General features: G+C 70.7%; 26 protein-coding genes and 1 pseudogene. 16 read left to right on the forward strand and 11 right to left on the reverse strand.

Features of this window, described 5'->3' with window-relative positions:
- Positions 1-324: 324 nt before the first annotated feature.
- Positions 325-1164: an alpha/beta fold hydrolase gene (locus GEV43_RS42395; RefSeq protein WP_160826322.1), complete on the forward strand. Its 840-nt coding sequence runs from the start codon at positions 325-327 to the stop codon at positions 1162-1164.
- A gap of 248 nt (positions 1165-1412) precedes the next feature.
- Here the strand turns inward: GEV43_RS42395 and GEV43_RS42400 are convergent, their stop codons facing one another.
- Both GEV43_RS42400 and GEV43_RS42405 read right to left on the reverse strand, forming a co-directional pair.
- Entirely contained in the window at positions 1413-2330 is a 918-nt protein-coding gene (locus tag GEV43_RS42400; protein WP_160826323.1) for an alpha/beta hydrolase, read from the reverse strand.
- A 122-nt stretch (positions 2331-2452) separates the two neighbouring features.
- On the reverse strand, positions 2453-3535 hold the full coding sequence (locus tag GEV43_RS42405) for an alpha/beta hydrolase (protein ID WP_160826324.1): 1083 nt from the start codon (positions 3533-3535) through the stop codon (positions 2453-2455).
- 110 nt (positions 3536-3645) lie between these two features.
- On the opposite strand from GEV43_RS42405, the gene GEV43_RS42410 reads away from it, so the two are divergent.
- Both GEV43_RS42410 and GEV43_RS56785 read left to right on the forward strand, forming a co-directional pair.
- The gene (locus GEV43_RS42410) at positions 3646-4392 is read left to right on the forward strand and encodes a TetR/AcrR family transcriptional regulator (RefSeq protein ID WP_160826325.1); all 747 of its coding nucleotides are present in this window, start codon (positions 3646-3648) and stop codon (positions 4390-4392) included.
- A gap of 318 nt (positions 4393-4710) precedes the next feature.
- Positions 4711-5145 carry a peptidase inhibitor family I36 protein gene (locus GEV43_RS56785; protein ID WP_160826326.1) on the forward strand — a complete coding sequence of 145 codons (435 nt, stop codon included), beginning with the start codon at positions 4711-4713 and terminating at the stop codon, positions 5143-5145.
- Positions 5146-5390: 245 nt separating this feature from the next.
- Here the strand turns inward: GEV43_RS56785 and GEV43_RS42420 are convergent, their stop codons facing one another.
- Complete coding sequence (locus tag GEV43_RS42420) at positions 5391-5750, reverse strand: oxidoreductase C-terminal domain-containing protein (RefSeq protein WP_160826327.1); 360 nt, start codon at positions 5748-5750, stop codon at positions 5391-5393.
- Positions 5751-5854: 104 nt separating this feature from the next.
- On the opposite strand from GEV43_RS42420, the gene GEV43_RS42425 reads away from it, so the two are divergent.
- The 4 genes from GEV43_RS42425 to GEV43_RS47535 all read left to right on the forward strand — a co-directional run bounded on the left by GEV43_RS42425 (position 5855) and on the right by GEV43_RS47535 (position 9311).
- A complete protein-coding gene (locus GEV43_RS42425) occupies positions 5855-6739 on the forward strand; it encodes a LysR family transcriptional regulator (protein ID WP_160826328.1) in 885 nt (294 codons plus the stop codon).
- 120 nt (positions 6740-6859) lie between these two features.
- The gene (locus GEV43_RS42430; RefSeq protein ID WP_160826329.1) at positions 6860-7696 is read left to right on the forward strand and encodes an oxidoreductase; all 837 of its coding nucleotides are present in this window, start codon (positions 6860-6862) and stop codon (positions 7694-7696) included.
- Positions 7693-9132, forward strand: a complete 1440-nt coding sequence (locus tag GEV43_RS42435; RefSeq protein WP_160826330.1) for an MFS transporter — start codon at positions 7693-7695, stop codon at positions 9130-9132. Before GEV43_RS42430 ends, GEV43_RS42435 begins: the two co-directional genes overlap by 4 nt.
- Positions 9123-9311, forward strand: coding sequence for a hypothetical protein (locus tag GEV43_RS47535; protein WP_175251203.1), 189 nt, complete (start codon positions 9123-9125; stop codon positions 9309-9311). The genes GEV43_RS42435 and GEV43_RS47535 overlap by 10 nt, the downstream gene beginning before the upstream one ends.
- A gap of 362 nt (positions 9312-9673) precedes the next feature.
- Here GEV43_RS47535 and GEV43_RS52665 read toward each other — a convergent pair.
- From GEV43_RS52665 to GEV43_RS42455, 4 genes and pseudogenes are all read right to left on the reverse strand, one after another.
- Positions 9674-9766: pseudogene (locus tag GEV43_RS52665) on the reverse strand (IS5/IS1182 family transposase); the annotation flags it as partial.
- A gap of 260 nt (positions 9767-10026) precedes the next feature.
- On the reverse strand, positions 10027-10554 hold the full coding sequence (locus GEV43_RS42445; protein WP_241684475.1) for a VOC family protein: 528 nt from the start codon (positions 10552-10554) through the stop codon (positions 10027-10029).
- A complete protein-coding gene (locus GEV43_RS42450; RefSeq protein ID WP_175251204.1) occupies positions 10551-11051 on the reverse strand; it encodes a pyridoxamine 5'-phosphate oxidase family protein in 501 nt (166 codons plus the stop codon). The genes GEV43_RS42445 and GEV43_RS42450 overlap by 4 nt, the downstream gene beginning before the upstream one ends.
- 120 nt (positions 11052-11171) lie before the next feature.
- Complete coding sequence (locus GEV43_RS42455) at positions 11172-12044, reverse strand: sigma-70 family RNA polymerase sigma factor (protein WP_160826331.1); 873 nt, start codon at positions 12042-12044, stop codon at positions 11172-11174.
- 128 nt (positions 12045-12172) lie between these two features.
- On the opposite strand from GEV43_RS42455, the gene GEV43_RS42460 reads away from it, so the two are divergent.
- Positions 12173-12628 carry a carboxymuconolactone decarboxylase family protein gene (locus GEV43_RS42460; protein ID WP_160826332.1) on the forward strand — a complete coding sequence of 152 codons (456 nt, stop codon included), beginning with the start codon at positions 12173-12175 and terminating at the stop codon, positions 12626-12628.
- A gap of 136 nt (positions 12629-12764) precedes the next feature.
- On the opposite strand, the gene GEV43_RS42465 is transcribed toward GEV43_RS42460, so the two are convergent.
- Positions 12765-13709, reverse strand: a complete 945-nt coding sequence (locus tag GEV43_RS42465) for an alpha/beta fold hydrolase (protein ID WP_160826333.1) — start codon at positions 13707-13709, stop codon at positions 12765-12767.
- 120 nt (positions 13710-13829) lie between these two features.
- Between GEV43_RS42465 and GEV43_RS42470 the strand changes: the two genes are divergently transcribed.
- A complete protein-coding gene (locus GEV43_RS42470; RefSeq protein ID WP_160826334.1) occupies positions 13830-14423 on the forward strand; it encodes a TetR/AcrR family transcriptional regulator in 594 nt (197 codons plus the stop codon).
- 37 nt (positions 14424-14460) lie between these two features.
- Here the strand turns inward: GEV43_RS42470 and GEV43_RS42475 are convergent, their stop codons facing one another.
- Together GEV43_RS42475 and GEV43_RS42480 are read right to left on the reverse strand one after the other, a co-directional pair.
- Positions 14461-15603, reverse strand: coding sequence for a serine hydrolase (locus GEV43_RS42475; RefSeq protein ID WP_160826335.1), 1143 nt, complete (start codon positions 15601-15603; stop codon positions 14461-14463).
- 24 nt (positions 15604-15627) lie between these two features.
- Entirely contained in the window at positions 15628-16611 is a 984-nt protein-coding gene (locus tag GEV43_RS42480; protein WP_206681673.1) for a serine hydrolase, read from the reverse strand.
- 498 nt (positions 16612-17109) lie between these two features.
- On the opposite strand from GEV43_RS42480, the gene GEV43_RS42485 reads away from it, so the two are divergent.
- The 6 genes from GEV43_RS42485 to GEV43_RS42510 are packed head-to-tail and all read left to right on the forward strand — an operon-like array spanning position 17110 to position 24227.
- Positions 17110-18717, forward strand: a complete 1608-nt coding sequence (locus GEV43_RS42485) for an ABC transporter substrate-binding protein (RefSeq protein ID WP_160826337.1) — start codon at positions 17110-17112, stop codon at positions 18715-18717.
- Positions 18718-18762: 45 nt separating this feature from the next.
- Positions 18763-19686: an ABC transporter permease gene (locus GEV43_RS42490; RefSeq protein ID WP_375539145.1), complete on the forward strand. Its 924-nt coding sequence runs from the start codon at positions 18763-18765 to the stop codon at positions 19684-19686.
- Positions 19683-20633 (forward strand): ABC transporter permease, encoded by a 951-nt coding sequence (locus GEV43_RS42495; protein WP_160826338.1) that lies wholly within the window; start codon positions 19683-19685, stop codon positions 20631-20633. The genes GEV43_RS42490 and GEV43_RS42495 overlap by 4 nt, the downstream gene beginning before the upstream one ends.
- On the forward strand, positions 20630-21595 hold the full coding sequence (locus GEV43_RS42500; protein WP_160826339.1) for an ABC transporter ATP-binding protein: 966 nt from the start codon (positions 20630-20632) through the stop codon (positions 21593-21595). The genes GEV43_RS42495 and GEV43_RS42500 overlap by 4 nt, the downstream gene beginning before the upstream one ends.
- The gene (locus GEV43_RS42505; protein WP_309240275.1) at positions 21592-22599 is read left to right on the forward strand and encodes an ABC transporter ATP-binding protein; all 1008 of its coding nucleotides are present in this window, start codon (positions 21592-21594) and stop codon (positions 22597-22599) included. The genes GEV43_RS42500 and GEV43_RS42505 overlap by 4 nt, the downstream gene beginning before the upstream one ends.
- Before the next feature lie 38 nt (positions 22600-22637).
- Positions 22638-24227, forward strand: coding sequence for an amidohydrolase family protein (locus GEV43_RS42510; RefSeq protein WP_160826340.1), 1590 nt, complete (start codon positions 22638-22640; stop codon positions 24225-24227).
- Here the strand turns inward: GEV43_RS42510 and GEV43_RS42515 are convergent.
- The gene (locus GEV43_RS42515; RefSeq protein ID WP_160826341.1) at positions 24210-25808 is read right to left on the reverse strand and encodes a CdaR family transcriptional regulator; all 1599 of its coding nucleotides are present in this window, start codon (positions 25806-25808) and stop codon (positions 24210-24212) included. The genes GEV43_RS42510 and GEV43_RS42515 overlap by 18 nt on opposite strands.
- Positions 25809-25901: 93 nt before the next feature.
- On the opposite strand from GEV43_RS42515, the gene GEV43_RS42520 reads away from it, so the two are divergent.
- The gene (locus GEV43_RS42520; RefSeq protein ID WP_206681674.1) at positions 25902-26768 is read left to right on the forward strand and encodes a hypothetical protein; all 867 of its coding nucleotides are present in this window, start codon (positions 25902-25904) and stop codon (positions 26766-26768) included.
- The last annotated feature ends 2 nt before the right edge of the window (positions 26769-26770 follow it).

Consider the following 26770-nt stretch of genomic DNA (forward strand, 5'->3'; position numbering starts at 1 on the left):
AGATGCACCGACGCCCGAGCGTTCGGGTCGGGCGTCGGTGGCGTAGCGGTGTTGAGCGGCGGTCAGTCCTGGTTCGCGGCGTCAGCGGCTTGCGCGAGGTGCTCGGCCTGGCAGTCGGCGCATCGCCCGTGCCAGTTGTGGGCCCGCGAGGCGGCGGTTTCCACCGTCGTCATCGACTCCCCGCACTCCAGGCAGTGTTGCCCCCGCTCTCCTCGGGCCGGACCGCCAGCAGCTCCCTCAGGTCTTTTGAGGCAACTTTCGGCAGACTGGAACACGGCCGGGGCTGGATCGGCCGATCGGTCACCAGACTGGAGGCGCGAGTCGATGTGCGAGTGGACGCTGAGCAGGGGTTACAAAAGCGGTTTGGGAGAGGTCCGGTGGGAGCGGCTGGGCGATCCCCGTGCCGATCCCCTGGTTCTGCTTCACGGTACGCCGTTCTCCTCGTTTATCTGGCGTGACATCGCCCGAGCCATGGCCATCAGCCGTTCGGTGTACGTCTTCGACATGCCCGGCTACGGCTCCTCCGCCATGTACCAGGGGCAGGAACTGTCCCTGGACGCACTCGCCGGGGTCTTCGCCGAACTTCTCCGGCATTGGGAGCTGACCTGCCCGGATGTCATCGCGCACGACTCAGGCGGCGCCGTCGCACTGGGCGCGCACGTCGACCGCGGGGTTCCCTACAAGCGTCTGGCCCTGGTCGACGCGGTGTCGCTGCCGCCGTGGGGAAGCGAGTTCTTCGCGCTGGTCGCAGAACACACCGAAGTATTCCGACGACTGCCGGGACCGCTGCACCGAGCCCTGCTGCGCGAGTACGTCGCCACGGCGAGCTCCCCGGGTCTGCACCCGGACGTGATGGACGCCCTCACCGCCCCATGGCTCAGTGCGGACGGACAGGCCGCCTTCTACCGCCAGCTCACCCAGCGCCGCGCCGACCAGTCCTACACCGACCGCATCCAAGACGGCTACGCGACCATCGACCTTCCCGTCCTGGTGTGCTGGGGCGCCGACGACACTTGGGTTCCCGCCGCCCGCGGCCGCGAACTGGCCGAACTCATCCCAGGCGCTCAACTCCACATCATCGAGACCGCAGGCCACCTGCTGCCCGAAGACCGCCCCGCCGAACTCACCGCTGCCCTCCTCGCCTTCCTGGAAGACGCTGACTGAGCGATGGCGGGCGACCAGGCGGCCTAGGCAGCAGGACGACACTTTGGGGCTGGGGTCAGCTTCGGGAGTAGGACGCCATGCACGATGGAAGCCGCCGCACCAAGCCCCGGGACGCCGCGACCGTTCATAGCCACGACCTGCGGTGATGCCGCAGCGCGGGGCCTCGGTGCGTTGCCGGGCGGGGCTGCGCCGGCGTGCGGTGGGCTGGCGTAGTAGGCCGGAGGCGCCTTGATCGCGGTCGAGGCCCTTCACGGCTGGGCGATGTGGTCGAGCAGCCAGGACTCGATGCCGCTGAGCGCTGTCTGAGCCATTGCTGTGGGGTGCCCTGTGAAGCCGTGGGGTGCCTCCGGGTAGACCCGGAGTTCGACGCGATTCCCGGCGGCGGAAAGCCGACCTGCCAGCGCGAGGTTGTCTTCCAAGAGCACGTCTGCGCTTCCGACGACCAGTAGCGCTGGAGGAAGGCCGCGGAGGTCGCCGAAGACGGGAGAGATATCTGGAACAGTGCGGTCTGCGACGTGGCCGGCGTAGGCCTGGATGAAGTACTCGTCTGCGATTTGGCGTCCGGCCGGCGTCTGCGCGCTCAAGTCGTAGGTGCCGAACTGGAGCGCGGCACCTACGAATCCGTCGACGGCCCCTCTGTCCCTCAGCCGGAGCAGAGTCGCCAGTGCAAGTGTCGCTCCCGCCGAGCTCCCGCCGATGACCAGTCGGGCTGTTCCGAAACGGTCACGAGCTTGTTCGACGAGCCAGAGTGCCGCCGTTTCACAGTCGTCAGGTGCGCTCGGCCAGGGATGCTCGGGGGCCAGCCGATAGTCGACACTAACGACCGCGAGGTGCAGGGCGTCTGCGAGCCGACGGTTGCGCACGTCTCCTCGCGCTGCGGAGTCCATGTAGAAGCCGCCTCCGTGTATGTCCAGATAGACGCCTCGCGCTCGCCCGTCGGAGGGAGCGAAGACGCGCACCGGGACACGCGCACCCGTGGCCTCGGCTGTCTCTTCGATGGCCGGTGGATCGGCCGAAGGAGGAGCGGACCTCTTCGCGCGTACCTCCTTCAACTCCTCCGGAGTGCTGGGGCCACGACCGGCTGCCCTCGAACTGTAGAAGCACCGAGCTTCATCGACCTGCTCCGCCGGTAGGTCAGCAATCAGATCGTTCAGCGAGAATCGCATGCGGCCTTCCTCATCACTCAGGGATCTTGTTCATACGCGGACCGGCGGGGCCCGTCCTGGTGGTGCTGGTCACGGGGTCAGGCCGAGGTGACGCAGCCGCGCCGGGCGTAGCGGCCGGCGCTTCACCAGGTGATCGGTTGGCCGGTGAGCAGGGGCCGGACTTTGGTGAGCATCAGGTCGAGGAACCGGTCGGGGTGGCGGAAGGAGGCGAAGTGGCTCGCGTCCTGGATGAGGGCGAGGTTCTTGACGGGCGCGGTGACGTCGTCGAAGAACCGCCGGACCGGCTCGGGCGGGGTGATCACGTCGCGCTCGCCCTGGAAGATGAAGAACGGGATGGCGAACGTGGTGCCTTCGGCCCATTCGTCGATGGTCGAGGACTCGGGCGCGACGCGCTCGGAGAAGCTCATGGCCTTTGTGTAGGCAGGCAGCTCGCGCAGGGAGTGCAGGGGCGAGGACAGCAGGGAGCCGACCACGACGGTCTTGATGGTGTCGAAGGTGAGCGGGTCGGAGCCGACACTGTGCTTGTTGTACCGCGACCAGTCCTCGACGCCCCAGGCCGTCCTGTCCGCGCCCATCGTGGTGACGGCGGCCAATTCCTTGCGCTTGTCGGCCGCGCCGAGCCGGTCCAGCAGCGCGCGGTAGGCGGTGTGGTCGCGGCCGCCGGCGTTGATGTTCTGGTCGGTGCCGACGTAGGCGCAGTACAGCTCCGGGTGGTTGCGGGCCAGGCGCAGCCCGACGAAGGAACCGAAGGAGCAGCCGAGCAGCACGACTTTGTCGACGCCGAGCCGGGCGCGGATGTGCTGGGTGACCTCCAGGGCGTCGCGTTCAAGACGCGGCAGGCTCATGGCGCCCTGCCCGTCGGGCCCGCCGCGAGCGAAGGTCTTGCCGGCGCCGCGCATGTCCCACCGCACGACCGTGAAGTGCCGTTCCCAGGCGCGGGTGCGCGAGGCGAAGATCAGGTTGCTGGCGCCGGGGCCGCCGTGGAGTTCCAAGATCACCGGGTTGCGGCGGTCTTCGCCGCGGATGGTGACCCACTGATCGATGCCGCCGATGCGGACGAACCCGGATTCCTCGATGCCGTGCGGGCTGGTGATGCGTAGTCGTTTGGCGTGGGCGGTGCGCCTGAGCTGGCGGTAGCCGAGCAGACCTGCGGCGGGGACGGTGATGACCGCGGCGACGGTCGCGGCGATGGCGATGCCGAGCATCGGTTACTTCCCTAAACTGTTTATAGTAGTAACAAGTACGTTTATGCTATATACAGTTACGAGAGGATGTCAACCGACGTCCGCGAACGACCTCACCAAGGGGAGCGACCATGGCCAGGGCAGCCAAGCCGCGCGAGAACAAAGACAAGAAGGCGCGCGACCTGCCGACGGGCATCGCGCTGCTGTGGGGCGAACAGGACCAGCCGGCCCGCGGCCCCAAGCCCAGCCTCACCCCCCAGCGCATCGCCGAAGCCGCCGTGGCCCTCGCCGACGCCGAAGGGCTGGAGACCGTCTCGATGAACAAGGTCGCCACCGAATTCGGCGTCTCGGCCATGGCCCTGTACCGCTATGTGCCCGGCAAGACCGAACTCATCGAATTGATGGTCGAAGCCGTCCTCGCCGAACCTCCCGACCTGTCGGCCGCCGGCTCCGGCTGGCGACCCCGGCTCTCCGCGTGGGCCCACCGCCAGTGGGGGGTCTACCAGGCCCATCCCTGGCTGCTGACCGCCACCGCCATGCGCCGGCAGATCATGGGCCCCCACCAGCTCGCCTGGATGGACGCCGCACTTGCCGCCCTGGAACCGACCGGCCTGACCGCCGGGCAACGCCACCAGGTCTTCCTCCTGATCGCCGGGCAGGTACGCAACCTCGCCCAGCAACTGGCCGACTTCGACGAAGACCACAACCGCGAATGGGGCCGCCTGACCAGCGAACTACTCAACCGCCACAGCAAAAGCTTCCCCGCCCTGACCAAGGCGATCGCCGGCGGCGCATTCACCTCCACGGAGCTCGATCCACTCGACTTCGGCCTTGACCGCATCCTCGACGGCGTCCAAGTGCTCATCGACCGTACCTAGCGAGCGTCACCCCCTACGATCGCTGACCTGCTGACGCAGCTGCGGCGCAGGTGAACGACGGCATCCGTTTTGAACCGGATTCTCGATACTGAGCCCAAGGACGCTGCCGCCATCCCGCCGGAGTTTCGCCGTGATCTTCCCGTTGCTCTATATAAAGCAGGCAGGTAGCGGCCTGTGCGGGTACTTGGTGACGTCTGCAAGGTGGACTCGATTTGCCAAACACAGCGGCCAGATATAGACGCCCCTGGTAAGCGCGCTTGAAGTTTCTTTACTCGAACTCACTACTGAAGTGATCCGAACTGGCCACCTAGAGTCAGTATGTCCAGCCCGTCAGCCTCCAGGCGCAGGTCAACGAGCAGCTCCGCAACTACCCCGGCGGCGTGCAGATCAGCCCCAACGAGGTGGCCTACAAGCACGGCCGCGTCGTGCTCACCATCCCAGGCAGGCAGTCGGTCGGCAGCGGCCGATCCGTGCGCGACGGTCGCCTACTGCTTCTACGACGGCGCCAACTTCACCAGCCGGAAACTCACCTCCCGCGGCTGTGGAGGCTGGCAGTACCTCACCGACTATGGCTTCGGCAACAAGACCTCATCGTGGACGAACGCAACAAGGAACACGGTCCAGGTCTACGACGAGGAGGTGACCCCGCGCAAACACCTCTGGACGGAGAGCCCCAGCACTGCCTCAGCCAACGTCGGCACGACGGCTTACAACAAGGCCGACTCGTTCCTCACCTACTGCCCTCCGGCATAGGGTGGAAAAGGACGATCAAACCAACGACGAACTGAGGAGTACTCCGCCCCGTAGTGCTCAGGAACCGCTCGCTGGATCGCCATCGTGATTTCGGCGGCGGCCGCTTCGAGCGCCGGGAGCAGTAACCGGGGGTCGTCCGCCGGCGGTGGGCCGGGCGAGTGATGGTTCGCCGTAGGAGAAAGACCCATGTACCCTCCTGATCTTCTCAGGAATCCTTCTTCTGGAACGTCAAAGCAATTGCGCCTTCACACCGGTCGCGCTTTCACCGTCTCCGGGCCGTCTTCGGAGCGGGCTATTTCCGATCGGAGGTCGCGGAACTCCTTCGGCCGGTTGAAGCAGACCGCACCGCAGAGCGCGCCGTCGTGGACGAACGAGATCGCCGCGTCGTGGCGCGCCGGGTCACCGGAGGTCTCGGGCGTTCCGACGAGGCTGCCGCAGATCTGGATTTTCAGGCCGTACTGGTCGGACCAGCACCACGGGACCGTGGTGTGGGCGACGTCCTGTCCGAGCATGTTCCGCGCCGCTGTGGCGCCCTGCTCCTGGGCGTCGGCCCAGTGCTCGCCCCGGCCGCGGGGAAGGCGGGCGGCGTCCCCCGCCGCGTACACGGCGGCGTCAAAGGTGGTGAGCCGGTCGTCGACGACGATTTTGAGAGGCAGCTCGCGAATAGTCTTGGGGCATGAATCCCGAGCTGCGGCATCTGCGTTACTTTGTGGCGGTTGCCGAGGAGCTCAACTTCTCCGCCGCCGCGCGCCGGTTGTACGTGTCGCAGCAGGCGCTCAGCCGCGTGATCCAGCAACTCGAACGCGAGGTCGGCGTCGCGCTGTTCGAGCGGACCACGCGTTCGGTGCGGCTCACCCCGGCGGGTGAGGCCATGCTCGGCTGGGCCCGGCGATCGGCCGCCGCCGCGGACGAGGCCGTAGGCGCCGCGCGCCGTGCCGCGGACGGCGACCGGCCGCGCCCGCTGAGGCTCGACCTGTCCGCCACCAGCCTGCGGACGGCGGCGAAGATCCTGCGGCGGCTGCGGCACGATCATCCCGAGCTGCCCGTCGAGCTCACCGAGGACGGCGTCCCGCGCGGACTGGACGCGCTGCTGGAGGGCCGCCTCGACGCCCTGCTCGGACTCGCCACGCACTGCCCGGCGGAACTGAACGCCGAGCTGATCTGCCGCGAGCCCGTCCTCGTCGGCATGGGCGGGCACCACGAGCTCGCCGCGCTCGAGGCCGTGCCGGTCGCCCGGCTCGCGGAGAACGACCTGCTGCTTCCCTCGAACGCCGCCGCCGCCGAGTGGGTCGAGTTCGTCTCCCACTTCTGTGCCCAAGCCGGCGTCCGCCCGCGCCGCTCGCCTGCCGCCACCCACGGTTCGGCGGCCGCCGCGGACCTGCTGCGCATGACCGACTGCCTCACCCCGACGACCGCCTGGGACGCCCCACCCGCCGACCTGGTCTTCCGCCCGCTCGTGACGCCGACACCCCTTTTCGCCTGGGCCGTGATGACCTCGCCGGCAGCCGGGGAACGGCCGGAGCTCCAGGCGTTCCAGCAGTCCGTGCGCGCGCTGAGCACCATGGAGAACTGGCTGGCACCGCTCGCGGATTGACAACGCCGGCGTGTCAATGGCCGCACGATCGGTGTTTCCGCACGACTGGTGCGCCGACCTAGATTCCCCGCATGGGCCGATTCGGCCCTCATTCACACCACTGAACGGGGAACGCCCATCATGCCCTTGGCCTGGTTCATCACCGGTGCGTCCAGCGGTTTCGGTCGCGCCGTCGCCGCCGCGGCCGCCGAACGCGGCGACCGCGTCCTCGCCACCGCCCGCCGCGCCTCGACGCTCGACGGTCTCGTTCGCCGATATCCGGACCGTGTCCGCGCCGCCGAGGTCGACGTGACCGACCCCGGCTCCGTCCGTGCCGCCGTCGAGCTGGCCGTCGCGGACGGCGGCCGCATCGACGTCGTCGTCAACAACGCCGGCTACGCAGTGCTCGGCGCCCTGGAGGAACTGACCGACGACCAGGCCCGGCGCCAGGTCGACGTGAACCTGTTCGGCGCGCTGACGGTCACCCGGGCCGTGCTGCCCGTCCTGCGCGCCCAGCGCGGTGGTCATCTCCTTCAGATGTCCAGCATCTCCGGCGCGCAGCCATGGGTGGGGTTCAGCCTCTATGTGGCCACCAAACACGCCGTCGAGGGCTTCTCCTCCAGCCTGGCCGGCGAGGTGGCCCATCTCGGCATCAAGGTGACCATCGTCGAACCCGGCCCGTTCAAGACCGACTTCTTCACCCGGTCCATGGTGCGTTCGCTCCCCTCGCCGGACTACGCAGAGTCGGTCGGCCAGACCAGGGCCTTCATGGAGAGCTTCACTCGGCAACCGGGCGACCCGGACCGGGCCGCGCAGGCGATTCTCGCCGTCGTCGACGACGACAAGCCACCGCTGCGCCTCCCGCTCGGCGCGTACGCGGTGGAGGAGTTCCGGGCCGAATACAGGTCCCGGCTGAACGAGATCGACGCCTGGGAGGACCTGGCCCGCGGCACCGACTACCCGGTCGAGACTCCATGAGCCGCGTCGAACGCCTTCAGAAGTCCACTCCGGCAGCCGCGTCGCGGACCGGGCTGTTGCTGGCGGTCGTCTGCGCGACCATCTTCTTCGACGCGCTCGACCTGTCCATCACCCAGATAGCCCTGCCGAGCATCCAAGAAGGTCTGGGCATCTCCACGAGCGCCCTGCCCTGGGTCGCGACCGCCTACGTCGTGACGTACGGCGGCTTCCTGCTGCTCGGCGGCCGGGCGGGCGACCTGCTCGGCGCCCGGCCGGTCTTCCTCACCGGGCTGGCGATCTTCGGTGCCGCCTCGCTGGTGTGCGGGATCGCGGGCGGCGGCGGCGTCCTCATCGGCGCCCGGGCGGTCCAGGGGGTCGGCGCCGCGCTGACCGTCCCGACCGCCGTCGCCACGCTCGCCGCCGCGTTCCCCGAGGGGCCGGCGCGCAACCGCGCGTTCGCCACGTTCACCGCCGCGGCGGCCAGCGGATTCAGCGCCGGTCTGGTGCTGGGCGGACTGATCACCAGTGGGCTGTCCTGGCGCTGGATCTTCCTCGCCAAGGTGCCCCTGGTCGCGGTCACCCTGGTCGCCGCCGTCCGATCCGTACCCCGCTCCGGACCGCGCCGCCGCGGCGGATACGACGTCGCCGGGGCCTTGACCGGGACTGCCGGGGCGGTCCTCCTCCTCTACGGCATCACCCAGGCCGGAAACCCCACGGCGGGAACCTCCGCCACGGCCGTCCCGCTGGTCGCCGCCCTGCTGCTCCTGACCGCCTTCGTCCTCATCGAGACCCGCAGCGAGTCCCCGCTGCTCCCGCCACGGATCGTCCCGGCGGTGGCCGCCGCCGACACCGCCGCTCTCGCGATCCTCGCGGCGCCCTTCGGCGTCTCGTACATCGTCACGCTGTATCTCCAGGACGTGCTGCACCACTCGCCGATGCACGCGGCGCTCACGCTGCTGCCGGGCAGCATCGCGTCCGCGCTGATCGGCCGCTACACGGCTCCACGGGCACTGGACAGGTTCGGTCTACGGGCCGTCTACTCCACGGCCCTGGTCATCGTCGCCGTCGGCAACGCGCCGCTCATCGTGCTCGCCCCCGACCGGGCGGACCCGCTGGTCATAACGGCCACCCTGGTCTCCTTCGGGATCGGCATGGGCCTGGCCTACCCGGCCGCCACCGTCGGTGGCGTGTCCCGGATCGAACCCGCCGACCACGGCACGGCGGCCGGACTGAACAACACCGCCCTCCAACTCGGCGGCGGCATCGGCCTCGCCGCTGTCGCGGCCGCTGTCTCGGGAGGGCTCCACGGCCAGACCGCTAGCACCATCGCTCCAGAGGCGGCCCTGCACGCCGTACGACTCGGCGCCATCACCGTCACCCTGATCCCCCTCGCGGGCGCCGCCATCGCCCTGTTCGGCCTCCCCGCCGCACCGACTGAAGGAGTCCCATGCCGATAGTCGCCTCCGGCACCGACGTGCACTACGCCATCACCGGCAACGGTCCCGGCCTCGTCCACGGCACAAGCCTGGACGCCGCCACGAACTACGGCCACCTGGTGGAACATTTCGCGGGCGACCGCGCGGTGAAGGCGGCGAACCCTGCGGGCCGACAAGGTGAGCGCTGTCGGGAGCCCTGATCACCGATGGGTTTTTAGTCAGGGTCTCAGCTTTGAGAACGTCCGCAGGGCACTCCGCGTTGTCACCGGGTTCGCTGGACAATACAAAACGCCAGGCCGGTGGAACTGGAGTGCAGGCTGAAATACTCCGACGCGGCCTTGGCCAGTTGTTCTATCGTGACGTGCTCAAGGAAATGGATCTTGTTTATCTTTGCTATGTCGAACGACGATCGCCGACACGATCCGCGAACGCCTGGCGTCCAGCCCGGCCTACCCGCCGCGCGCCCCTGAGCCGGTCGCCCAGCCGCAGCGCCGCGCCCGCCCGTCGTGCAACAGGCCGCACCGGGACCGGTCCACAGCGGCCAGGCGGCGGACGAGGACGTGGCGCCATCCCGGCCGTGCAGGCCACCGCGGTCGGTGGCCTTAACGCTCTGGCCGTCGATGATCCCCGCACTCGGCCACGCGTCCCGGCCTTCTTCTCCGACATCGAACAGAACGGTCGGGCAGGAGGCCACGCCCGGCCAACCACGGTCTCCACACTCAAGGCACGACAACGGCCAGCACGCCCCACCCTGACCCTTTTCAGACACCCTCTAGTGAGCGAGGCTCCGGATGACCTGGTTGGAGAGAAGGGCACCGCAGGTTCAAGCCTTGCCTCAGTGCAGAACGCGGCGGTCAGCGCCACACCCGCTGATCGGATCTCGGCGAGGTGGGCGGCGAGTCGGCCACGAGCTCCTTAGTAGGGGAACACCGCCCTTTTATCGATCCACGTGACCCCTTTGTTGCGGCACAGGCAGAAGGGGTGTCCGATCGGGTCGGTGTAGACCCGCCAGCCGTAGCCCTCGGGTCCGATGAAGTCCTTCTGTAGCGTCGCGCCGAGTTCGAGGACGCGGCGCTGTTCGGGCTCGATCTCGTCCACTTCGAAGTCGAGGTGGAACTGCTTGGGGTGTTCGCTGTCGGGCCAGCGCGGGGGACGGTAGTCGTCCACCCGCTGGAAGGCCAGCTCGATCTCGCCGAAGGCGATGCCGGCCCAGTTGTCCTTGTCGTGGCTCTCCTTGATGGGACGGCCTGTCACCGCGGCATAGAAGGCCGCCAGCTTCATCGGGTTCGGGCAGTCGATGATGAAATCCGTGAGTTGGATCATCAGGCGATCTTGCCACAGGCAGAGAATCGGCCAATAGCGCGCCGCGCAGCGTCCAATGAGTCCTTTCAGCGCGCGGATGGTTTTGGCGAGGCTGCCGGCGGGGTGGGGCCGCGCACTCATGTGCGCTGCCGCTCCTGCTGCTGGATCAGCTCCTCGACCGCGCTCGGCAGGTTCGTCTCGAAGTCGATCAGCTTCACCCAGGTCGGGGTGACGACGATCCGGACCATGCCGTCGTAGAGCGAACGCACCTGCGCCTCCCACTCGACGCGCTGCTCGGGCGTCATCTGGTAGCTGCCGTTCATCTGGAGGTACTCGTCCGGGATGCCTTCGACGGCGTCCAGTTCGGCGCGTCCGCGGATGAGCAGGAGCTTGGGCGGGTGCACCTCGGTGTCGATCGTCAGGGCCACCGCCGGGTTCGCGCGCAGCGAGTGGAGCTTCGGCGCGTTCGTCGAGGTGCACATGACGACCTGCGAGCCGTTCCAGGTGAACCCGATCGGAACGTTGCGGGGCGTGCCGTCCTTCGCGACGTACGCCAGGCGGGTCAGGTCGCGGGCCAGCAGTTCCTGGCTGATCGGCCGGTTCAGGACCTCGGTGATCTCGTTCTGTCGCACGGTCATCTCTCCCACTGTCGTTCGCCACGTCCGCTGCCGCGGCCCCTCTCGGCCGCTCGCACCCCTGGGACGGAGCCGGTACGGCCTTCTCGACACCCGAGCGCACAGATCTCGAAGAATTCGCTTCTACACGACCCACGATGGGACGGCCTTGCCCAGCCGGACCGGGTCGGTGAGCCCTCGGATGACCGTGACGGCACCGTCCGCGACCGTGAAGGCCATGACCGTGACGGGACGCCCGCCGACGGTGATGAGGACGCCCGGGACGCCGTCCACGAGCGCCGGGTACGCCTTCGCGTCCGGGCGCGCGAACCTGCGAGCCTGGGCCGCGACCTCCCCCGCGCCGCGGACGACGAAGGTCCCATCTGGGCTCTGTGCCCGCAGCTCGACATCGGGGGCGAGCACGGACAGCAGCGCGGCGACGTCGCCCCTGCCCGCCGCCGCGAGGAACGCGTCCACCACGTTCCTGGCCGCGGCGTGGGCGTCGGCGGCGGAGGTGCCCGACCGCAGCCGGCCCCGGGCCCGGCTGGCGAGCATCTTGGTGGCCGCGGTGCTCCGGCCGAGAATGGCCGCGATCGTGCTGAACGGGATCTCGAAGATGTCGTGCAGCACGAACGACACGCGTTCGGCCGGGGTGAGGGCGTCCATGACGACGTAGAGCGCGAGGCCGACGGAGTCGGCGAGCAGAGCCTCTTCCTCGGGGTCGGTCCGGGCGTCGCCCATCGCCTCCCGCGGGAGAGCGCCGACGTCGAGGACGAGCGGCTGCTCGCCCCGCACCCCGCGCTTTCGGAGCGCGTCCAGGCAGACCCGGCCGGTGACCGTGGTGAGCCAGCCGCGCAGATCCTCGATCCCCTCGCGGCCGGTCCGCGCGAGCCGCAGCCACGCCTCCTGGACGGCGTCGTCCGCGTCGGCGTGCGAGCCGAGCATGCGAAAGGCGATCGCGTGGAGGTAGGAGCGGTGGGTCTCGAACTCCGCGGCGAGCTCTTCCTCTTCGGTCACGGTTCTCCTTGGTCTGCGGGGGTGTCACCACCAGGACGTACCGCGCGCCGGTGAGGTAACGCCCCGGGCTCCGTTACCTCCTGCGGCGGCCGGACGTCGTAGTGCCGTCCACCGACCATGAAGGAGAGATGATGACACGCATCCAGAACCCGGAGAGCCAGCCCGACATCATGCCGGGCATCCAGAACCTCTACAAAGCCGTGTACGCAGGCGGCGCACCGCGCCAGACGCTTGAGCTGGTGCACCTGCGCGCCAGCCAGATCAACGGCTGTAGCGCCTGCGTCGATGCCGGCGCCACGAGCGCGGCGCAGGCCGGTGTCGCCCCCGAGAAGCTGATCAACCTCGCCGCCTGGTACGAGAACCCGCTCTTCGACGATGCCGAGCGGGCCGCGCTGGCGCTCACCGAGGCCGCGACCCGGCTCGCCGACCGGCCCGGCGCGGTCACCGACGAGATCTGGGCCGAGGCGGCGAAGCACTACGACGAGCGGCAGCTCGGCGCCCTGGTGCTGATGGTGGCGATCACCAACTTCTTCAACCGCATCAACACCACTCTCCGGGTGCCCGCCGGGACGCGCTGGGACTGACGCCGGACCGCCGCGCCGTCCAGTCCGGCGGGCGCGGAGCCGCGTGGGTGGCGGGAGCGGCCGGCCGTTCCCGCCACGGTCCGACGGTGCAGCTCGACGGCGTCACCCGAACCGCTCCAGACTCAGGTGCAGGCCCTTACTTGGATTCGAGTCGGCCCAAGGGGGCGGGGCTCTCCGACAGTGCCTTCTGTGCGGCGGTCCAACTGGTGTCCTCGATGCCGAGCGCATGGCGGAGGTAGGCCCAGGTGGTCCGCTGGATCAGGGCGACGCGCTCGGGGTTCTCGTCCGTCGTCTCCTGGACCTCGTAGCCGGCGATCCCGCCGAGCGAGTGCTCCCCGCCGAACAGGGTGAGCAGGCTCTTGGGCCCCGGGCTCAGGTGGTACGGGTCGGCGAGCCACTCCGGTCCCCGGACCGACAGCGGAAGGTCGTCCTTGTCTCCCATGACCACGAGCGCCGGCGTGGTCATGTTCGCGAAGCTCGGGTTCATGAACGGGAAGTGCTCGGCCGCGTACGGCGTCAGGTCGGCCCCGCCCTTTCCGGCCGTGGCGATGAGCACGCCCGCCTTGATTCGCGCGTCCGACAGGTCCTTCTCCTCTTGGCTCACGGGGTCGAGGACGCGCAGGCCGAGCAGGTTGCCCGCCGTCTGCCCGCCGAAGGAGTGCCCGGCGGCGGCGATGCGGCTCCGGTCGAGCCGTCCGCTGAGCCCGGGAACGGCGGCCTCCAGCACGTCGAGCCGGTCGAGGACGCGCTTCATGTCCTCGACGCGGAAACGCCAGATCCGCGGTGTGCGGGGATCGTCCTGGGAAAGCCCCGCCGTCCTGGAGTCGAGATGGGTGGGCTGGATCACCACGAAGCCGTGCGCGGCCCAGAAGTCGGCCAGCGGGCCGTAGCCGTTCAGCGACGAGCCGAAGCCGTGCGAGAACACGATGATCGGCAGTTCGCTCCCGGTCGCCGGCGCGGAGATCCTGACCTCCAGGTCGTCACCGCGGCCGGGTGCTCGCAGTACCACCGGCTTCACCGAGACGACGGGGCTGGGCGCGGGGAGGGCCGGTCCCGCCGTCGCCCTGTCTGATGCGTTCATGGCAGCTCTTCCTTCAGCGGTCGCCGGGTCCTGGACCTGGCATAATGAAAACGGGACGTTGTCCCGATTCGAAGATATGGGACAGTGTCCCGTTTAGCAAGCCAGGGGAAGGGCGGCGCGGTGAGCGGCGACGATCGGAACGCGGGGCGCGCGCCCCGGACCAAGCGGGCGGACGCGCGACGCAACGAGCAGGCCCTGCTCGACTCGGCGGCCGCGGTCTTCGTCACGTCGGGCGTGGAGGCGCCGATCCGCGACATCGCGGCGAAGGCCGGGGTCGGGACGGCGACGATCTACCGCCACTTCCCGACCCGGGCGGATCTCATCGTCGCCGTCTACCGGCACCAGGTCGAGGCCCTCGCCGAGGAGGGCCCCTCCCTGCTGGCGACCAGCGCGACCCCCTACGCCGCGCTGGAACGATGGATCGACCACTTCGTCGACTTCGTCGTCACCAAGCAGGGCCTCGCCGCCGTGCTGCAATCCGACGACCCCTGCTTCGACCCGCTGCACTTCTACTTCCTCGAACGGCTCGTGCCCGTGTGCGCCGAGCTGCTCGACGCCGCGGCGGGTTCGGGTGAGATCCGTTCCGACCTGGACGCGTACGAACTCATGCGCGGCATCGGGGGCCTGTGCGCAGGAGGCGGCGGCAACCTCCGCTACGACGCGCGGCGACTGGTCGAGATCCTCATCGCGGGACTGCGCCGACCGAACCGATGAGAACGCCCGGAGCGCGCACGGACACCGGCGCGGTGCGTCAGCGCAGGTCGCGGATGAGGTCGCCGAGGGCGGCGTCGACCTTGCCGGTGTCGTAGGCGTCCGTGTCGATCAGCAGGGTCACGGCCCGCCGGCCGTCCTCGGTGACGGCGTTCATGAACTCGTGGCCGCTGGGCATGCCGCCGCTGTGACCCCACGTGGCGACGCCCGGGGTGAGGTTGAAGCGCTGGATGCCCAGGCCGTAGCCCTCGCCGGAGCCGTCCGCAACGGTCCGTTTCATCTCGGCGAGCTGGGCGGGGGCCAGCAGCTTCTCGGTCAGCAGCGCGATCCAGAAGGCGGTCGTGTCGGCTCCGGTGGAGATCAGCTCCCCGGACGCGTCGGCCTCGGAGGTGTTCCACTCCGTCCTGTCCACCAGGGAACGGCCCAGCTTCTTGTAGCTCCGCAGGTCCGGCTTGCGGATCGTGGTCTGGTCGCCGGGCCAGTAGGTTTCGCGGAGTCCGAGGGGTTGGATGATCCGCTGGGTGATCTCGGTGCCGATGTCGTGGCCGGTGACCTTCTGGACGATCAGCCCGGCCAGGTTGTAGTTGGTGTTGGCGTAGGCGAAGCCGGAGGGGGCGCGGTCATCGGGCGGGGGCAGGGGCAGCGCCTGCTGGACGGTCTGCAAGGGTTCGATGTGGTCCCAGCGGTGCGCCTCCTCGTCCTCCCAGAACGGCGCGTCCAGATAGTCGGGCAGGCCGCTGGTGTGCTGCAAAAGCTGCCGCACAGTGATCTTCCGGCCGTCGTAGTCCTTGGTACGGACCAGACCCGGCAGGTAGTAGTCGACGGTGTCTTGGAGCTTGACCTTGCCTTCGCCCACCAGTTGAAGCACCACCGTGGCCGTCCACGTCTTGGTGTCACTGCCGATACGGCTGTGCTCGTCGCCCGCGACCTCGCGGCCCGTCGCGCGGTCGGCCAGGCCGACGCCGCCGTTCCAGACGCCGCAGTTCGGACTCTTCACCGTCATGACGATTCCGGGAGCGCCGACGCCTTTCAGTGCGTTCAGCGCGGTCTGGATGGGCTTGGTGTCGCACCCTCGCCCGGCCGACGCGGCGGGGGCGGCGTGCGCGGCGGCGGGCGCGGTGGAGGCCGTTCCCAGAGAGGCCGCGATCGCCAGGGCCACGACGGCACTCGTTCTGCCCAGCATGATGTCTCCTTCTGTTTCCGCCGGTCAGTGCAGTTCGTCCACGAGGGCGTCGACGAGCGCCTGCGTCCTGCGCCGGTCGTAGTCATCGGTGTTGATCAGAAGGGTCACCGCGCGTTCGCCGTCCGCGGTGATCGAGTTCAGGAATCCGTGGCCGCTGGCCATGCTCCCGGAATGTCCCCAGGTGACGGTTCCACCGGCCGCGGGCGGCTGGCGGATCACGCCCAGGCCGTACTGCTCGTCATCGTCGGCCGGGACGGTCGCCTTCATCTCGGCGAGCTGGGCGGGGGCCAGCAGCTTCCCGGTCAGCAGCGCGATCCAGAAGGCCGTCGCGTCCGCGGCGGTGGAGATCAGCACTCCGGACGCGTCGGCCTCGGAGGTGTTCCAGTCGGTCGTGTCGGACAGGACGCCGTCCGGCGACTTCTTGTGGCAGCGCAGGTGGGGGTCGCGAATGGTGACGCTGTCGCCGGGCCAGTAGGTTTCGCGGAGCCCGAGGGGTTGGATGATCCGTCGGGTGATCTCGGTGCCGATGTCGTGGCCGGTGACCTTCTGGACGATCAGCCCGGCCAGGTTGTAGTTGGTGTTGGAATAGGCGAAGCCGGAACGGGCGCGGTCATCGGGCGGGGGCAGGCGTAGTGCCTGTTGGACGGTCTGCAATGGCTCGATGTGGTCCCAGCGGTGCGCCTCCTCGTCCTCCCAGAACGGCGCGTCCAGATAGTCGGGCAGGCCGCTGGTGTGCTGCAAGAGCTGCCGCACAGTGATCTTCCGCCCGTCGTAGTCCTTGGTACGGACCAGCCCCGGCAGATAGTGATCGACGGTGTCTTCCAGCTTGACCTTGCCTTCGCCCACGAGTTGAAGCACCACCGTGGCCGTCCACGTCTTGGTGTCACTGCCGATACGGCCGTGCTCATCGCCGCGCGCCTTCCGGCCGGTTTCGAGGTCGGCGACGCCGGCGCCGCCGGTCCAGAGGCCGCAGTGAGGGCTCTTCACGGTGGCGGCGACGCCCGGCACACCGAGCTCCAGTACGAACCGCAGCGCGTTCCCGATCCGCGGGAGGTTGCATTCCGGCGAGGCGGGGTCCGCGCACCGGCAGTCCTGGGCCGTTGTCTCTCGCACGATCTCTGCTTCCTGGAAAGGCTCTGGAGGGTGGAGGTTCTGAGGGGGCCGTGGATCGGCCCCACTCCCCCGAAGCATTCCTCGCACGTCGCGCGCCCGCACTGGCGTGCCGGACGACGTCCCGGCGCTGCCTTTGGCCCCACCTCCAAACGGGTGGTACGCCGCGCGGGCCGGCCGGTCCGCTCAGGTTGCGGGTTCGTTTAGCCGTCGCCACGAGGTCGCCGAGGATTCTCTGGAGTGTGATCCAAGGAACACCGGCGCGCTCAGAACTCAGACTTGCCACCGTCGACCAACCGCGGAGGTGGCAGTCTCATGCTGAAGGCGCTGGACGAGGAGCGACGCCCGGGCCGTATCCGCCGTATCCGCCGTGGGGCCACCGCCCTTGGTGTCGCGGTGGCGGTCGGTTGCGGGGTCGTCGCCTGCGAGAGCTCCCTCGGCGAGGCCGCTGAAGGCGGGATGTTCCGCCTCGGCTCCGATCAGCCCATCGACTCGCTGAACCCCTTCGTCGCCGTGGTGAGCGAGTCGTTCTCCGTGTTCCAGCAGATCTATCCGAACCTCGTGCAGCTCGGCCCCGGCGACAGGTACGTGCCGGAGTTCGCGACGGACTGGACCACCTCGCGGGACGGGCGGACGTGGACGTTCCACACCCATGCGGGCGCGACGTGGTCGGACGGTCGTCCGCTCACGGCCGCCGACGCCGCCTGGACCCTGAGCACGATCAAGAAGTTCCAGGACGGGCCGGCGGCCAGCATGGCCAGCCATGTGACGGGCCTGGTCAGCGCGACCGCGCCGGACGCGCGCACCGTGGTGCTCACGTACTCGCGCCCGGTCGCGAACGTGCTGACCCAGGTCACGAGCGTTCCGATCCTGCCCGAGCACGTCTGGAAGAAGTACGCCGGCGGGGACGGCGGGGCGCTGACCACCTTCACCAACTCCGCCCCCGTCGTCTGCGGCGGGCCGTTCACGCTGGTCAAGTACGTGCCGAAGCAGGTCGCGCTGTTCCGGCGCAATCCGGAGTACTACGGAACCAAGCCGCGCATCGCGGGCTTCGGCATCCAGTTCTTCGGCACCGACGACGCGATGATCCTGGCGTTGAAGAGCCACCAGCTCGACGGGGTGCAGAACGTGCCGAACACCTCGGTCGAGAATCTGGAGGCGGCCGGGTTCGAGGTGGTGTCCTCGCCGGGGCTGAGCTTCGACAGCCTCACCGTCAACGCGAACCCGAAGCAGCGCGCCGCGCACCGGGAGCTGGCCGACCCGCGGGTGCGCGAGGCGCTCGACCGTGCGATCAACCGCGACGAGATCGTCAGGACCTCCCTGCTCGGACGGGGCAGACCGGGCTCCTCGATCATCCCGCCGGGGACCGCGCACTGGTACGACCGGACGGTCACCCCGACGCCGTACGACCCGGAAGCCGCGAACCGGCTGCTCGACCAGGCCGGCTACCGCAGGGGGCCGGGCGGCGTGCGGATCGCGAACGGCCATCCGATGCGCTACCCGATGATCCTGCCCGACGACACCTCCAGCGGGTACGGCCTGCGGTCGTTCCAGATCGTCCGGTCCGACTTCGCCAGGATCGGCGTCCGGCTCACGCCGCGGCTGCTGGACAACGCCGCGGCCAACGACGCCCTCGCCGCCGACGACTCGAAGGAGTTCACGATGTCCATGTGGGCCTGGAGCGGGGCGGCGAGCGACCCGGACGACACGCTCAACTACCTCACCTGCCGGAGCTGGGGCACCCTCAACGACACCGGGTACTGCGGCAGGGAGTGGGACCGGCTGTACGCGGAGCAGGGCGCGGCGATGGACCCCGCCGCGCGGCGCCGGATCGTCGACCGGATGCAGCGGATGGCCGCGCGGCAGCGGATCCTGCTGGTCCTGGACTACGCCGACAAGATCGAGGCGCACTCCCGGTCGTGGACGGACCTGCCGCTGGTGGGCGGCGAGTCGTTCTCCGCGGAGTCGAAGATCCCGCTCCAGTCCGTGCGACGGGCGGGCTGACCCGTGCGGAGCCTGGAGTACGCGGTCCGGAGAGGGATCTTCACGGTGGTGACGGTCTTCCTCGCGGTCACCCTCAACTTCTTCCTGTTCCGCGCGCTGCCCGGCAGCGCGGTGTCCAACCTGGCCAGGGTGCCGGACTCCAGCCCGGAGCTCCAGCACGCGCTGACGGTGCGGTTCGGCCTCGACAGGTCCGAATGGGACCAGTACGTGCTCTACCTGAAGAACCTGCTCCACGGCGACCTCGGGGTGTCCTTCACCTACCAGCGGCCGGTGAGCCACCTGCTGCTCTCCGACCTCCAGAACACGGTGCTGCTGGCGGGCGCGGGCACGCTCGGCGCGATCGCGCTGGGCGTCCTCTCCGGTGTGGTGGCGGCCTGGCGGAGGTCGTCCGCGCTCGACCACCTCAACACCAGCCTGGCGATCCTCACCTACTCGTTCCCCGCTCAGTGGCTCGGCCTGGTGCTGCTGATCGTCTTCGCGGGCGTGCTCCCCGCGGGCGGGATGTCGGACCAGTTCCTGTTCCAGAGCCCGCCGTTCTGGCGGCACGCGGCGGACGTGGCCGCCCACATGGCGCTGCCGGCGGCGACCCTGATCCTCACCGCGTACGGCGGCTACACGCTCGTCGTGCGGTCGTCGATGCTGGAGACGCTCGGCCAGGACTACGTGCTCACCGCGCGGGCCAAGGGCCTGCCGGACCGCCGGATCGTGTGGCGGCACGCCGCGCGCAACGCGATGCTGCCGATGGTCACGATGGTCGCGCTCGACCTCGGGTTCGTCGTCGGCGGCGCGGTGCTGGTCGAGGTGATCTTCAGCTGGCCCGGCATCGGGATGGCCACCTACACCGCGCTGAGCCAGCGGGACTACCCGATGGTCCAGGGCTGCCTGCTGATCCTGACCGTGTCGGTCATCCTGCTGAACTTCCTCGCCGACCTGCTCTGCTTCCGCCTCGACCGGAGGGTGACCGCATGAGCGTCCACATCGGCGAGGCCGCGCCGGCGGCGGTCGCCGGACGGCGCCCGGCCGGGCTGTTCCGCACGGTGACGCGCGAACGCAGGGGCGCCGCGGTCGGCCTCGGCATCCTCGCCGTCTTCGTGGTGCTCTCGGTGTTCGCGCCCTACCTCGCGCCGTACAGCACCACGGACGGCACGTGCGCCGTCTACGCGCCGCCGTCGCCGCGGCACTGGCTCGGCTGCGACGACGGCGGCGTGGACATGCTGTCCCTGCTGATGCGGGGCGGGCAGACGTCCCTCGTCGTCGGGTTCACCGCGACGCTGGTCTCGATCCTGATCGGCGGCGCGGTCGGGCTCGCGTCGGGCTACTTCGGCGGCTGGACGGACGTCGCCCTGATGCGCGTCACCGACTGCCTGCTGGTGCTCCCCGACCTGGTGCTCGCGATGGTGATCGCCGCGGTGTGGGGGCCGAGCCTGTTCCACGTGATCCTGGTGATCGGCCTGCTGGAGTGGACGGCCACCGCGAGGATCGTCCGCGCGGAGGTCATGTCGCTGCGCGAACGGGCCTACGTCAAGCGGGCGCGGGGGCTCGGCGCGGGCGACGCGCGGGTGATCGTCCGGCACGTCCTTCCGCACGTGGGCCCGCTGCTGATCGCCAACACCGTGCTGACGGTCTCGGCCGCGATCTACATGGAGACCGCGCTCGCGTTCCTCGGCCTGGAGGACCCCGGCGTCACGACCTGGGGGACGATCCTCCAGCACGCCTTCGCCCGTACCGCCATCAGCTCGAACGCCTGGTGGGCGATCGTTCCGGACGGGTTCGTGATCGCCGCGGTGAGCGTCGGGTGCTTCCTGCTGGGCCAGGCCATCGAGGACGCGCTGAACCCGCGGCTGAAGGTGGCGCACCTCTCGGCGCGCCGCTGGCGGCTCCGCACACTCGCCGGAAAGGGGGCGGACGCCCGATGAGCCTGCTCGAATGCGTCGACCTGCACGTCTGGTTCGACCTGCCGCACGGCGGTCGGGTCCACGCGGTGAACGGGGTGGGCTTCGCGCTGGACCCCGGCGAACGGTTCGGACTGGTCGGCGAGTCGGGCTGCGGGAAGTCCACGACGATCCTGGCGCTGATGGGGCTGCTGCCGTCGTCCGCCACGGTGTCCGGTCGGGTGCTGCTGAACGGCGCCGACATCCTCGCGGGCGGTGAGGACTCGGTCCGGCGGCACCGCTGGCGGGACATCGCGATGGTGTTCCAGGGCGCGATGAACGCGCTCAACCCCGTCAAGACGGTCGGCTGGCAGATCGCCGAGCCGATGGCGTACCACGGCACCGCCCGCGGCGCGCGGGCCCGCGCACGCGTCGGCGAGCTGCTCGAACTGGTCGGCATCCCGGCGTCCGCCGCCGACCGGTACCCGCACGAGTTCTCCGGCGGCATGCGGCAGCGGCTGTCGATCGCGATGGCCCTGGCGTGCGAGCCGAAGATCCTGCTCGCCGACGAGCCGACGACGGCGCTGGACGTGATGGTCCAGGCGCAGATCCTCGAACTGCTCACCCGGCTGACCGGCGAGCTCGGCATGGCCCTGGTCCTCGTCACCCACGACCTGCCCGTGGTGTCGCAGGTCTGCGACCGGGCCGCGGTGATGTACGCCGGGGAGAAGGTGGAGGACGGGCCGGCCGAACGGCTCGGCCTGGCCGCCCGCCACCCCTACACGCGGCTGCTGTTCGCGGCCACGCCCGACCTGTACGGGGAGGAACGGCTCGCGACCATCCCCGGGTCGCCGCCGCGGCTGGACGCCGAGATCACCGGCTGCCCGTTCCGGCCGCGGTGCGACGTGCCGACGGACCGCTGCGCCGACGAGCACCCGGCGCTGCGTCCGGCCGGGCCCGGCCACCAGGCCGCCTGCTTCCGCAACGAGCCCCAGGAGCCGATGTGAGCGGGACCCTGCTGGACGTCGAGGACCTCTCCGTCCACTACCCGATGCGGCGCGGCCCGCTCCAGGCGCTGACCGGGCGCGCCCGCCGCGTCGTCCGCGCGGTCGACGGCGTGAGCTTCGGCCTGGGCCGCGGCGAGATGGTGGCGGTGGTCGGCGAGTCGGGCTGCGGGAAATCGACCACGGCCCAGGCGATCTGCGGCATGGCCGCGCCCACGACCGGCACCGTACGGCTCGACGGAGCCGAGATCACCGGGCTGTCCCAGCGCCGGCTGCGGCCCGTCCGCCGCCGGGTCCAGATGATCTACCAGGACCCGTACGAGTCGCTGGACCCGCTGTTCCGGGTCCGGCGGACGCTGGAGGAGCCGATGCTGATCCACGGCATCGGCGGTTCCCGGGCCGGACGGGCCGCGCTCGCCGAAGAGGCTCTGGAACGCAGCGGGCTCTCCCCCGCGCGGGCGTTCCTGGACCGGTACCCGCACGAGCTGTCCGGCGGGCAGCGCCAGCGGGTCTCGATCGCCGCCGCCCTCGTCCTCGAACCGGACGTGCTGCTCGCCGACGAGCCCGTCTCCATGCTCGACGTGTCGGTCCGCGCGGGGGTGCTGTCCCTGCTGGACACGCTGCGCAGGACCCGCGACCTGGGCATCCTGATGATCACGCACGATCTGTCGACGGCCGCGCACTTCGCCGACCGGATCATCGTGATGTACCTCGGCAGGATCGTCGAGCAGGGGCCCGCCCGCGACGTGGTCCGCGCTCCCCTGCACCCGTACACCAAGGCGCTGCTGTCCGCGGTGCCCGAACGGGACCCGCGGAAGCGGACGGCGCCGCAGGTCCTCAAGGGCGAGACGCCGGATCCCGTCGACATCCCGTCCGGATGCCGGTTCCGGCCCCGCTGCCCGGTCGCCGGGGACGTCTGCGCGGGCACCGATCCGAGCCTGCGGCCCGACGCGGGCGGCGCGGGCGGCGCGACCGCCGGACACCAGGCGGCCTGCCTGCTCGTGTGAACCACCGACCCGACCGCTGGACCCCACGGAGGAGCACGATGTCTTTCGATCTTGTCGTACGAGGCGGCGCGGTCGTCGACGGCACGGGAGCCGCGGCCCGCCGCGCGGACGTGGCGATCGCGGGCGACCGCGTCGCGGCCGTCGGCGAGCTGCCCGCGCTCGACTGCCCGGAGCTGGACGCCGACGGCTGCGCGGTGGCGCCGGGATTCATCAACGTCCTCAGCCACGCCTACGAGTCGTTGCAGCTAGACCCGCGCGGCCTGTCCGACCTGTACCAGGGGGTGACCTCCGAGATCTTCGGCGAGGGGTTCTCGCTCGGACCGGTCACCGGGAGGATGGTCGACGCCGTCGCCGCCGAGCAGCGGGACGACGGCGTGCGGATTAGCTGGTCGCGGCTCGGCGACTTCCTCGACGACCTGGTGAAGGCGGGCGTCGGGCCCAACATCGGGAGCTTCGTCGGCGCGGACAACCTGCGGATGGCGCACGCGGGCGCCGACGACCGCCCGCTCACCGGCCGGGAGCTGGCCGCCGCCTGCCGGCTGCTCGACGAGGAGCTCGCGGACGGCGCGCTCGGCGTGGGCTCCGCGCTGATCTACGCGCCGGGCAGCTACGCGTCCACCGAGGAGCTGATCGCCTACGCGCGCGTGCTCGCCGAGCACGACGCGCTCTACATCTCGCACATCCGAGGGGAGTCCGACCGGCTCCTGGACGCGGTGGACGAGCTCGTCCGGATCGCCGAGGAGTCCTCGGCCCGCGCGGAGATCTACCACCTGAAGGCGACGGGCCGGCGGAACTGGCCGCTGATGGGCACCGTGCTCGACCGCGTCGAGAAGGCCAGGGCGAACGGGATCACGGTGACGGCCGACGTCTACCCGTACGCGGCCGGATCGACGTTCCTCGCGGCGTTCGTCCCGCCGCGGTTCCACGCGGGCGGCGAGCGCGAGCTGGTGGCGAGGATCGGGGACGCCGAGGCGCGGGCCGCGATGAAATCGGCCATCCTCCGGCCCGGGGACGACTGGGAGAACCTGTATCTCGACGCGGGCGGCGCGGCGGGGGTCCTGCTGCTCGGCGACGGCGCGCCGGAGCTCAGCGGCCGGACCCTGGCCGAGGTCAGCGAAGCCCGCGGCGACGGCGATCCGGTGGACACCCTGCTCGACCTGGCGGCGGCGTACCCGCAACAGTTGGTCGCCGAGTTCTGCGCCTCTGAGCCGAACGTGCACCGCGCGCTCCAGCACCCCTGGGTGTCGGTCTGCTCGGACTCGGAGGCCGCCGCCGCAGAGCCGCCGTTCACCGCGACGTCCACGCATCCCCGCGCGTACGGGGCGTTCGCCAGGGTCCTCGGGCCGTACGTCCGCGCGGGAGTGCTCACCCTGGAGGACGCCGTGCGGCGGATGACGGGCCTGCCCGCCGAGAACCTCCGGCTCCCCGACCGCGGGGTGATCCGCGAGGGCGCGTTCGCGGACCTGGCGATCTTCGTGCCGGAGGACGTCCGGGACAACGCCACCTACCTCGACCCGCACCGCTATGCCGGGGGCATGCGCCACGTGCTGGTCAACGGCCGGGTCGCGTTCCGCGACGGCGTGCCGACGGGGGCGCTCGCCGGTCGCGCCCTACGGCGCGGCGCGTAGCCGGAGCTGTAGCCACAGAACGAGGCGTTCGTCCGGGTCGGCGAGGTCGAAGCCGAAGATCTCCTCAGCGCGGGACAGCCGGTACCTCACGGTGTTCGGGTGGACGCCGAGGCGGGCGGACGCGGCGGGGATGTCGCTGTTGGCGTCCAGGTAGGCGCGGATCGTGCCCACGTAGGTCGTGCCGTGCTCGACATCGTGGGCGCTGATCGCCGGGCCGAGTCCCTGCGCCATCCGCGCGTGCCCGGAGAGGGTCTGCGACAGCGCGGCCAGTGTCGCGCTCGCCCGGACCTCGTCGATCGTGGCGACCAGGCACGGGCCCGGGTCGCCGGGCCGGTCGGCGAGGGCGCGCAGCACGAGGTCGGCGTCCTCCCGCGAGGTCGCGGCCGAGTGCAGGCTCCCGACGAGCGACCCGATCCCCGCGTGGACGCGCACCCGCAGCGCGCCGTGGGCGCGCCGGGCGATGTCGGCGACGAGCTCCCGGTGCGAACTCCCGGCATGGCCGGCGGGCAGCAGCGCGTACACCGTCCCGTCGATCAGCGCGCAGCCGTGCCGTCCGTAGTGCGCCTCGCAGTGCAGGCCGACCAGGTCGGCGAGGCGCGCGGCGGTGTGGGCGGCGACGGCGCCGTCGGGCTCGTCCGGCGCGACGAGGAACGCGGCGACGGCCACCGGCGCGCCCGCGCTCAGCCCGAGCTGCGGAGCCACCACCGAGGCGCCGGCCGGGGTGGCGAGGAGCCGCCGCAGCAGGTCGGCGCGGTGCCGCCGGGCGACGTCCGCGGCCGTACGGGCGGCCAGCAGGTGCAGCGCGGCGATGTCGGCCGCGTCGCGGAGCGCCTGCTCGGCGGCCGCGTCCAGGTCGCTCTCGGCGTCGACGACCCAGATCGAACCGAGCAGCTCGCTGCCCGCGCGGACCGCGATGCCGAGGCGGGGCAGGCCGCTCGGGTGGGTCGGGAACCGGCACACTCCGTGCGACCGCGCGAGCGCGGCGTACTGCTCGTCGTAGGCCGGGGCGTCCGGGACCTGGAGGCCGAGGATGCCCTGGCGCCGGCCCTGGTCGATGGGCTGGTCCGGCAGGGTGGAGTAGGCGAGGATCCGCCGGTGGGGGTCCTCGATCGCGGTGGCGCCGCCGACCATGCCCGCGATCGCGTTCGCCAGGGCGAACAGGTCGCCCACGGCCGGGCTCGCCGCGTCGGCGGGACGTGCCGCGGTCGCGAGCGCCGACGAGATCATGGCGTCCAGGTGGTGCCAGCCGACGGCCTCGTCCGCGGCCAGCAGGGTGATGCCCGCCCGTTCGGCGACCGCCTCCAGCTCGGCGGCCGGTTCGCCGAAGCGCTTGATCACCACGCACGCGTAGCCCGCTTCCGCGGCCCGCCGGACGAGGTCCTCCGCCTCGTCGCCCGCCGTCCCCACGCCGACGGCGAGGAGAACGGCGTCCCGGGCGGGCGGCAGCGGCACGCGCCGTTCGTAGACGACCGTCCCCGACACCGGGACGGCCGCCTCACCGCGCGCCGGCAGCGGCCGCAACAGCGAGGGCCCCAACGCGTCGAGGAGCTGCCTGAGCAGAGGTGTCTCCATCGCGAGCATCACCGCCTCTTTAGCCGGGCACACAATACATTCGCCGAATGTCTGCGTGCTCTACAAAAGCGCGGCGGCCGGTACGGGCGGCACGCTTGCACCATGCACTCTCCAGCCAATGTGACGCAGACGCCCCGAGACGCCGCGCCCGCGGCGGTCGCGACGGCCGCCGAGGACGCCGCGCGCGCCGCGGCCGGCCCGGGGGTGCGCATCGACCTGGCCGGCGACGTGCCCCGGCTCGAACGGGTCGCGCGGTTCCTCGCCGAGGTGTGGCGGACCCCCGAGTCCCGGCCCCCGTTCGGCGTGGACGTGCTGCGGGCCATCGTGCACGCGGGAGGCGCCGTGCACTGCGCGGACGACGGGACCGGCCTCGTCGGCGCCTCGGTGCTGACCTTCTGCGCGCCGGGGTCGCGCGCCGTCTACTCGATGATCGCCGCGGCGCGCACCCGCGACCGCGGCGTCGGCTTCGCGGTCAAGCAGGCGCAGCGGGCCTGGGCGCTCCAGCAGGGCGCGACCTCCATGCTGTGGACGTTCGACCCGCTGGTGAGCCGCAACGCGCGGTTCAACCTGGTCAAGCTCGGCGCGACCGCCGTCGCGTACGAGACGGACTTCTACGGCCGCATGGACGACGGCATCGAAGGCGACGGCGAGACCGACCGGCTCACCGCGGCCTGGTCGCTGGCCCACGCCCGCACCGGAGCCGCCGCTGCGGGCCGTCCCCTCGACTCCCCGGTCCCGACCTCGCCGCGGCCGAGATCGACCCGCGCCGCGCACCGGACGGCGAGCCGTTCGTCGCGCGGGCCGCCGACGGCCTCTGGTGCCGGGTCCCGCCGGACATCGTCGCGTTGCGCCGCGAGGACCAGCCCCTCGCCGTGCGGTGGCGCGCGGCCGTCCGCGAGGTGCTGGACCCGGCGTTCCGCGCCGGCTTCGTCGCCACGGGATTCAGCCGGGACGGCTGGTACCGCCTGACG

Source organism: Actinomadura sp. J1-007, assembly GCF_009793335.1.
Lineage (GTDB): Bacteria > Actinomycetota > Actinomycetes > Streptosporangiales > Streptosporangiaceae > Spirillospora > Spirillospora yumaensis.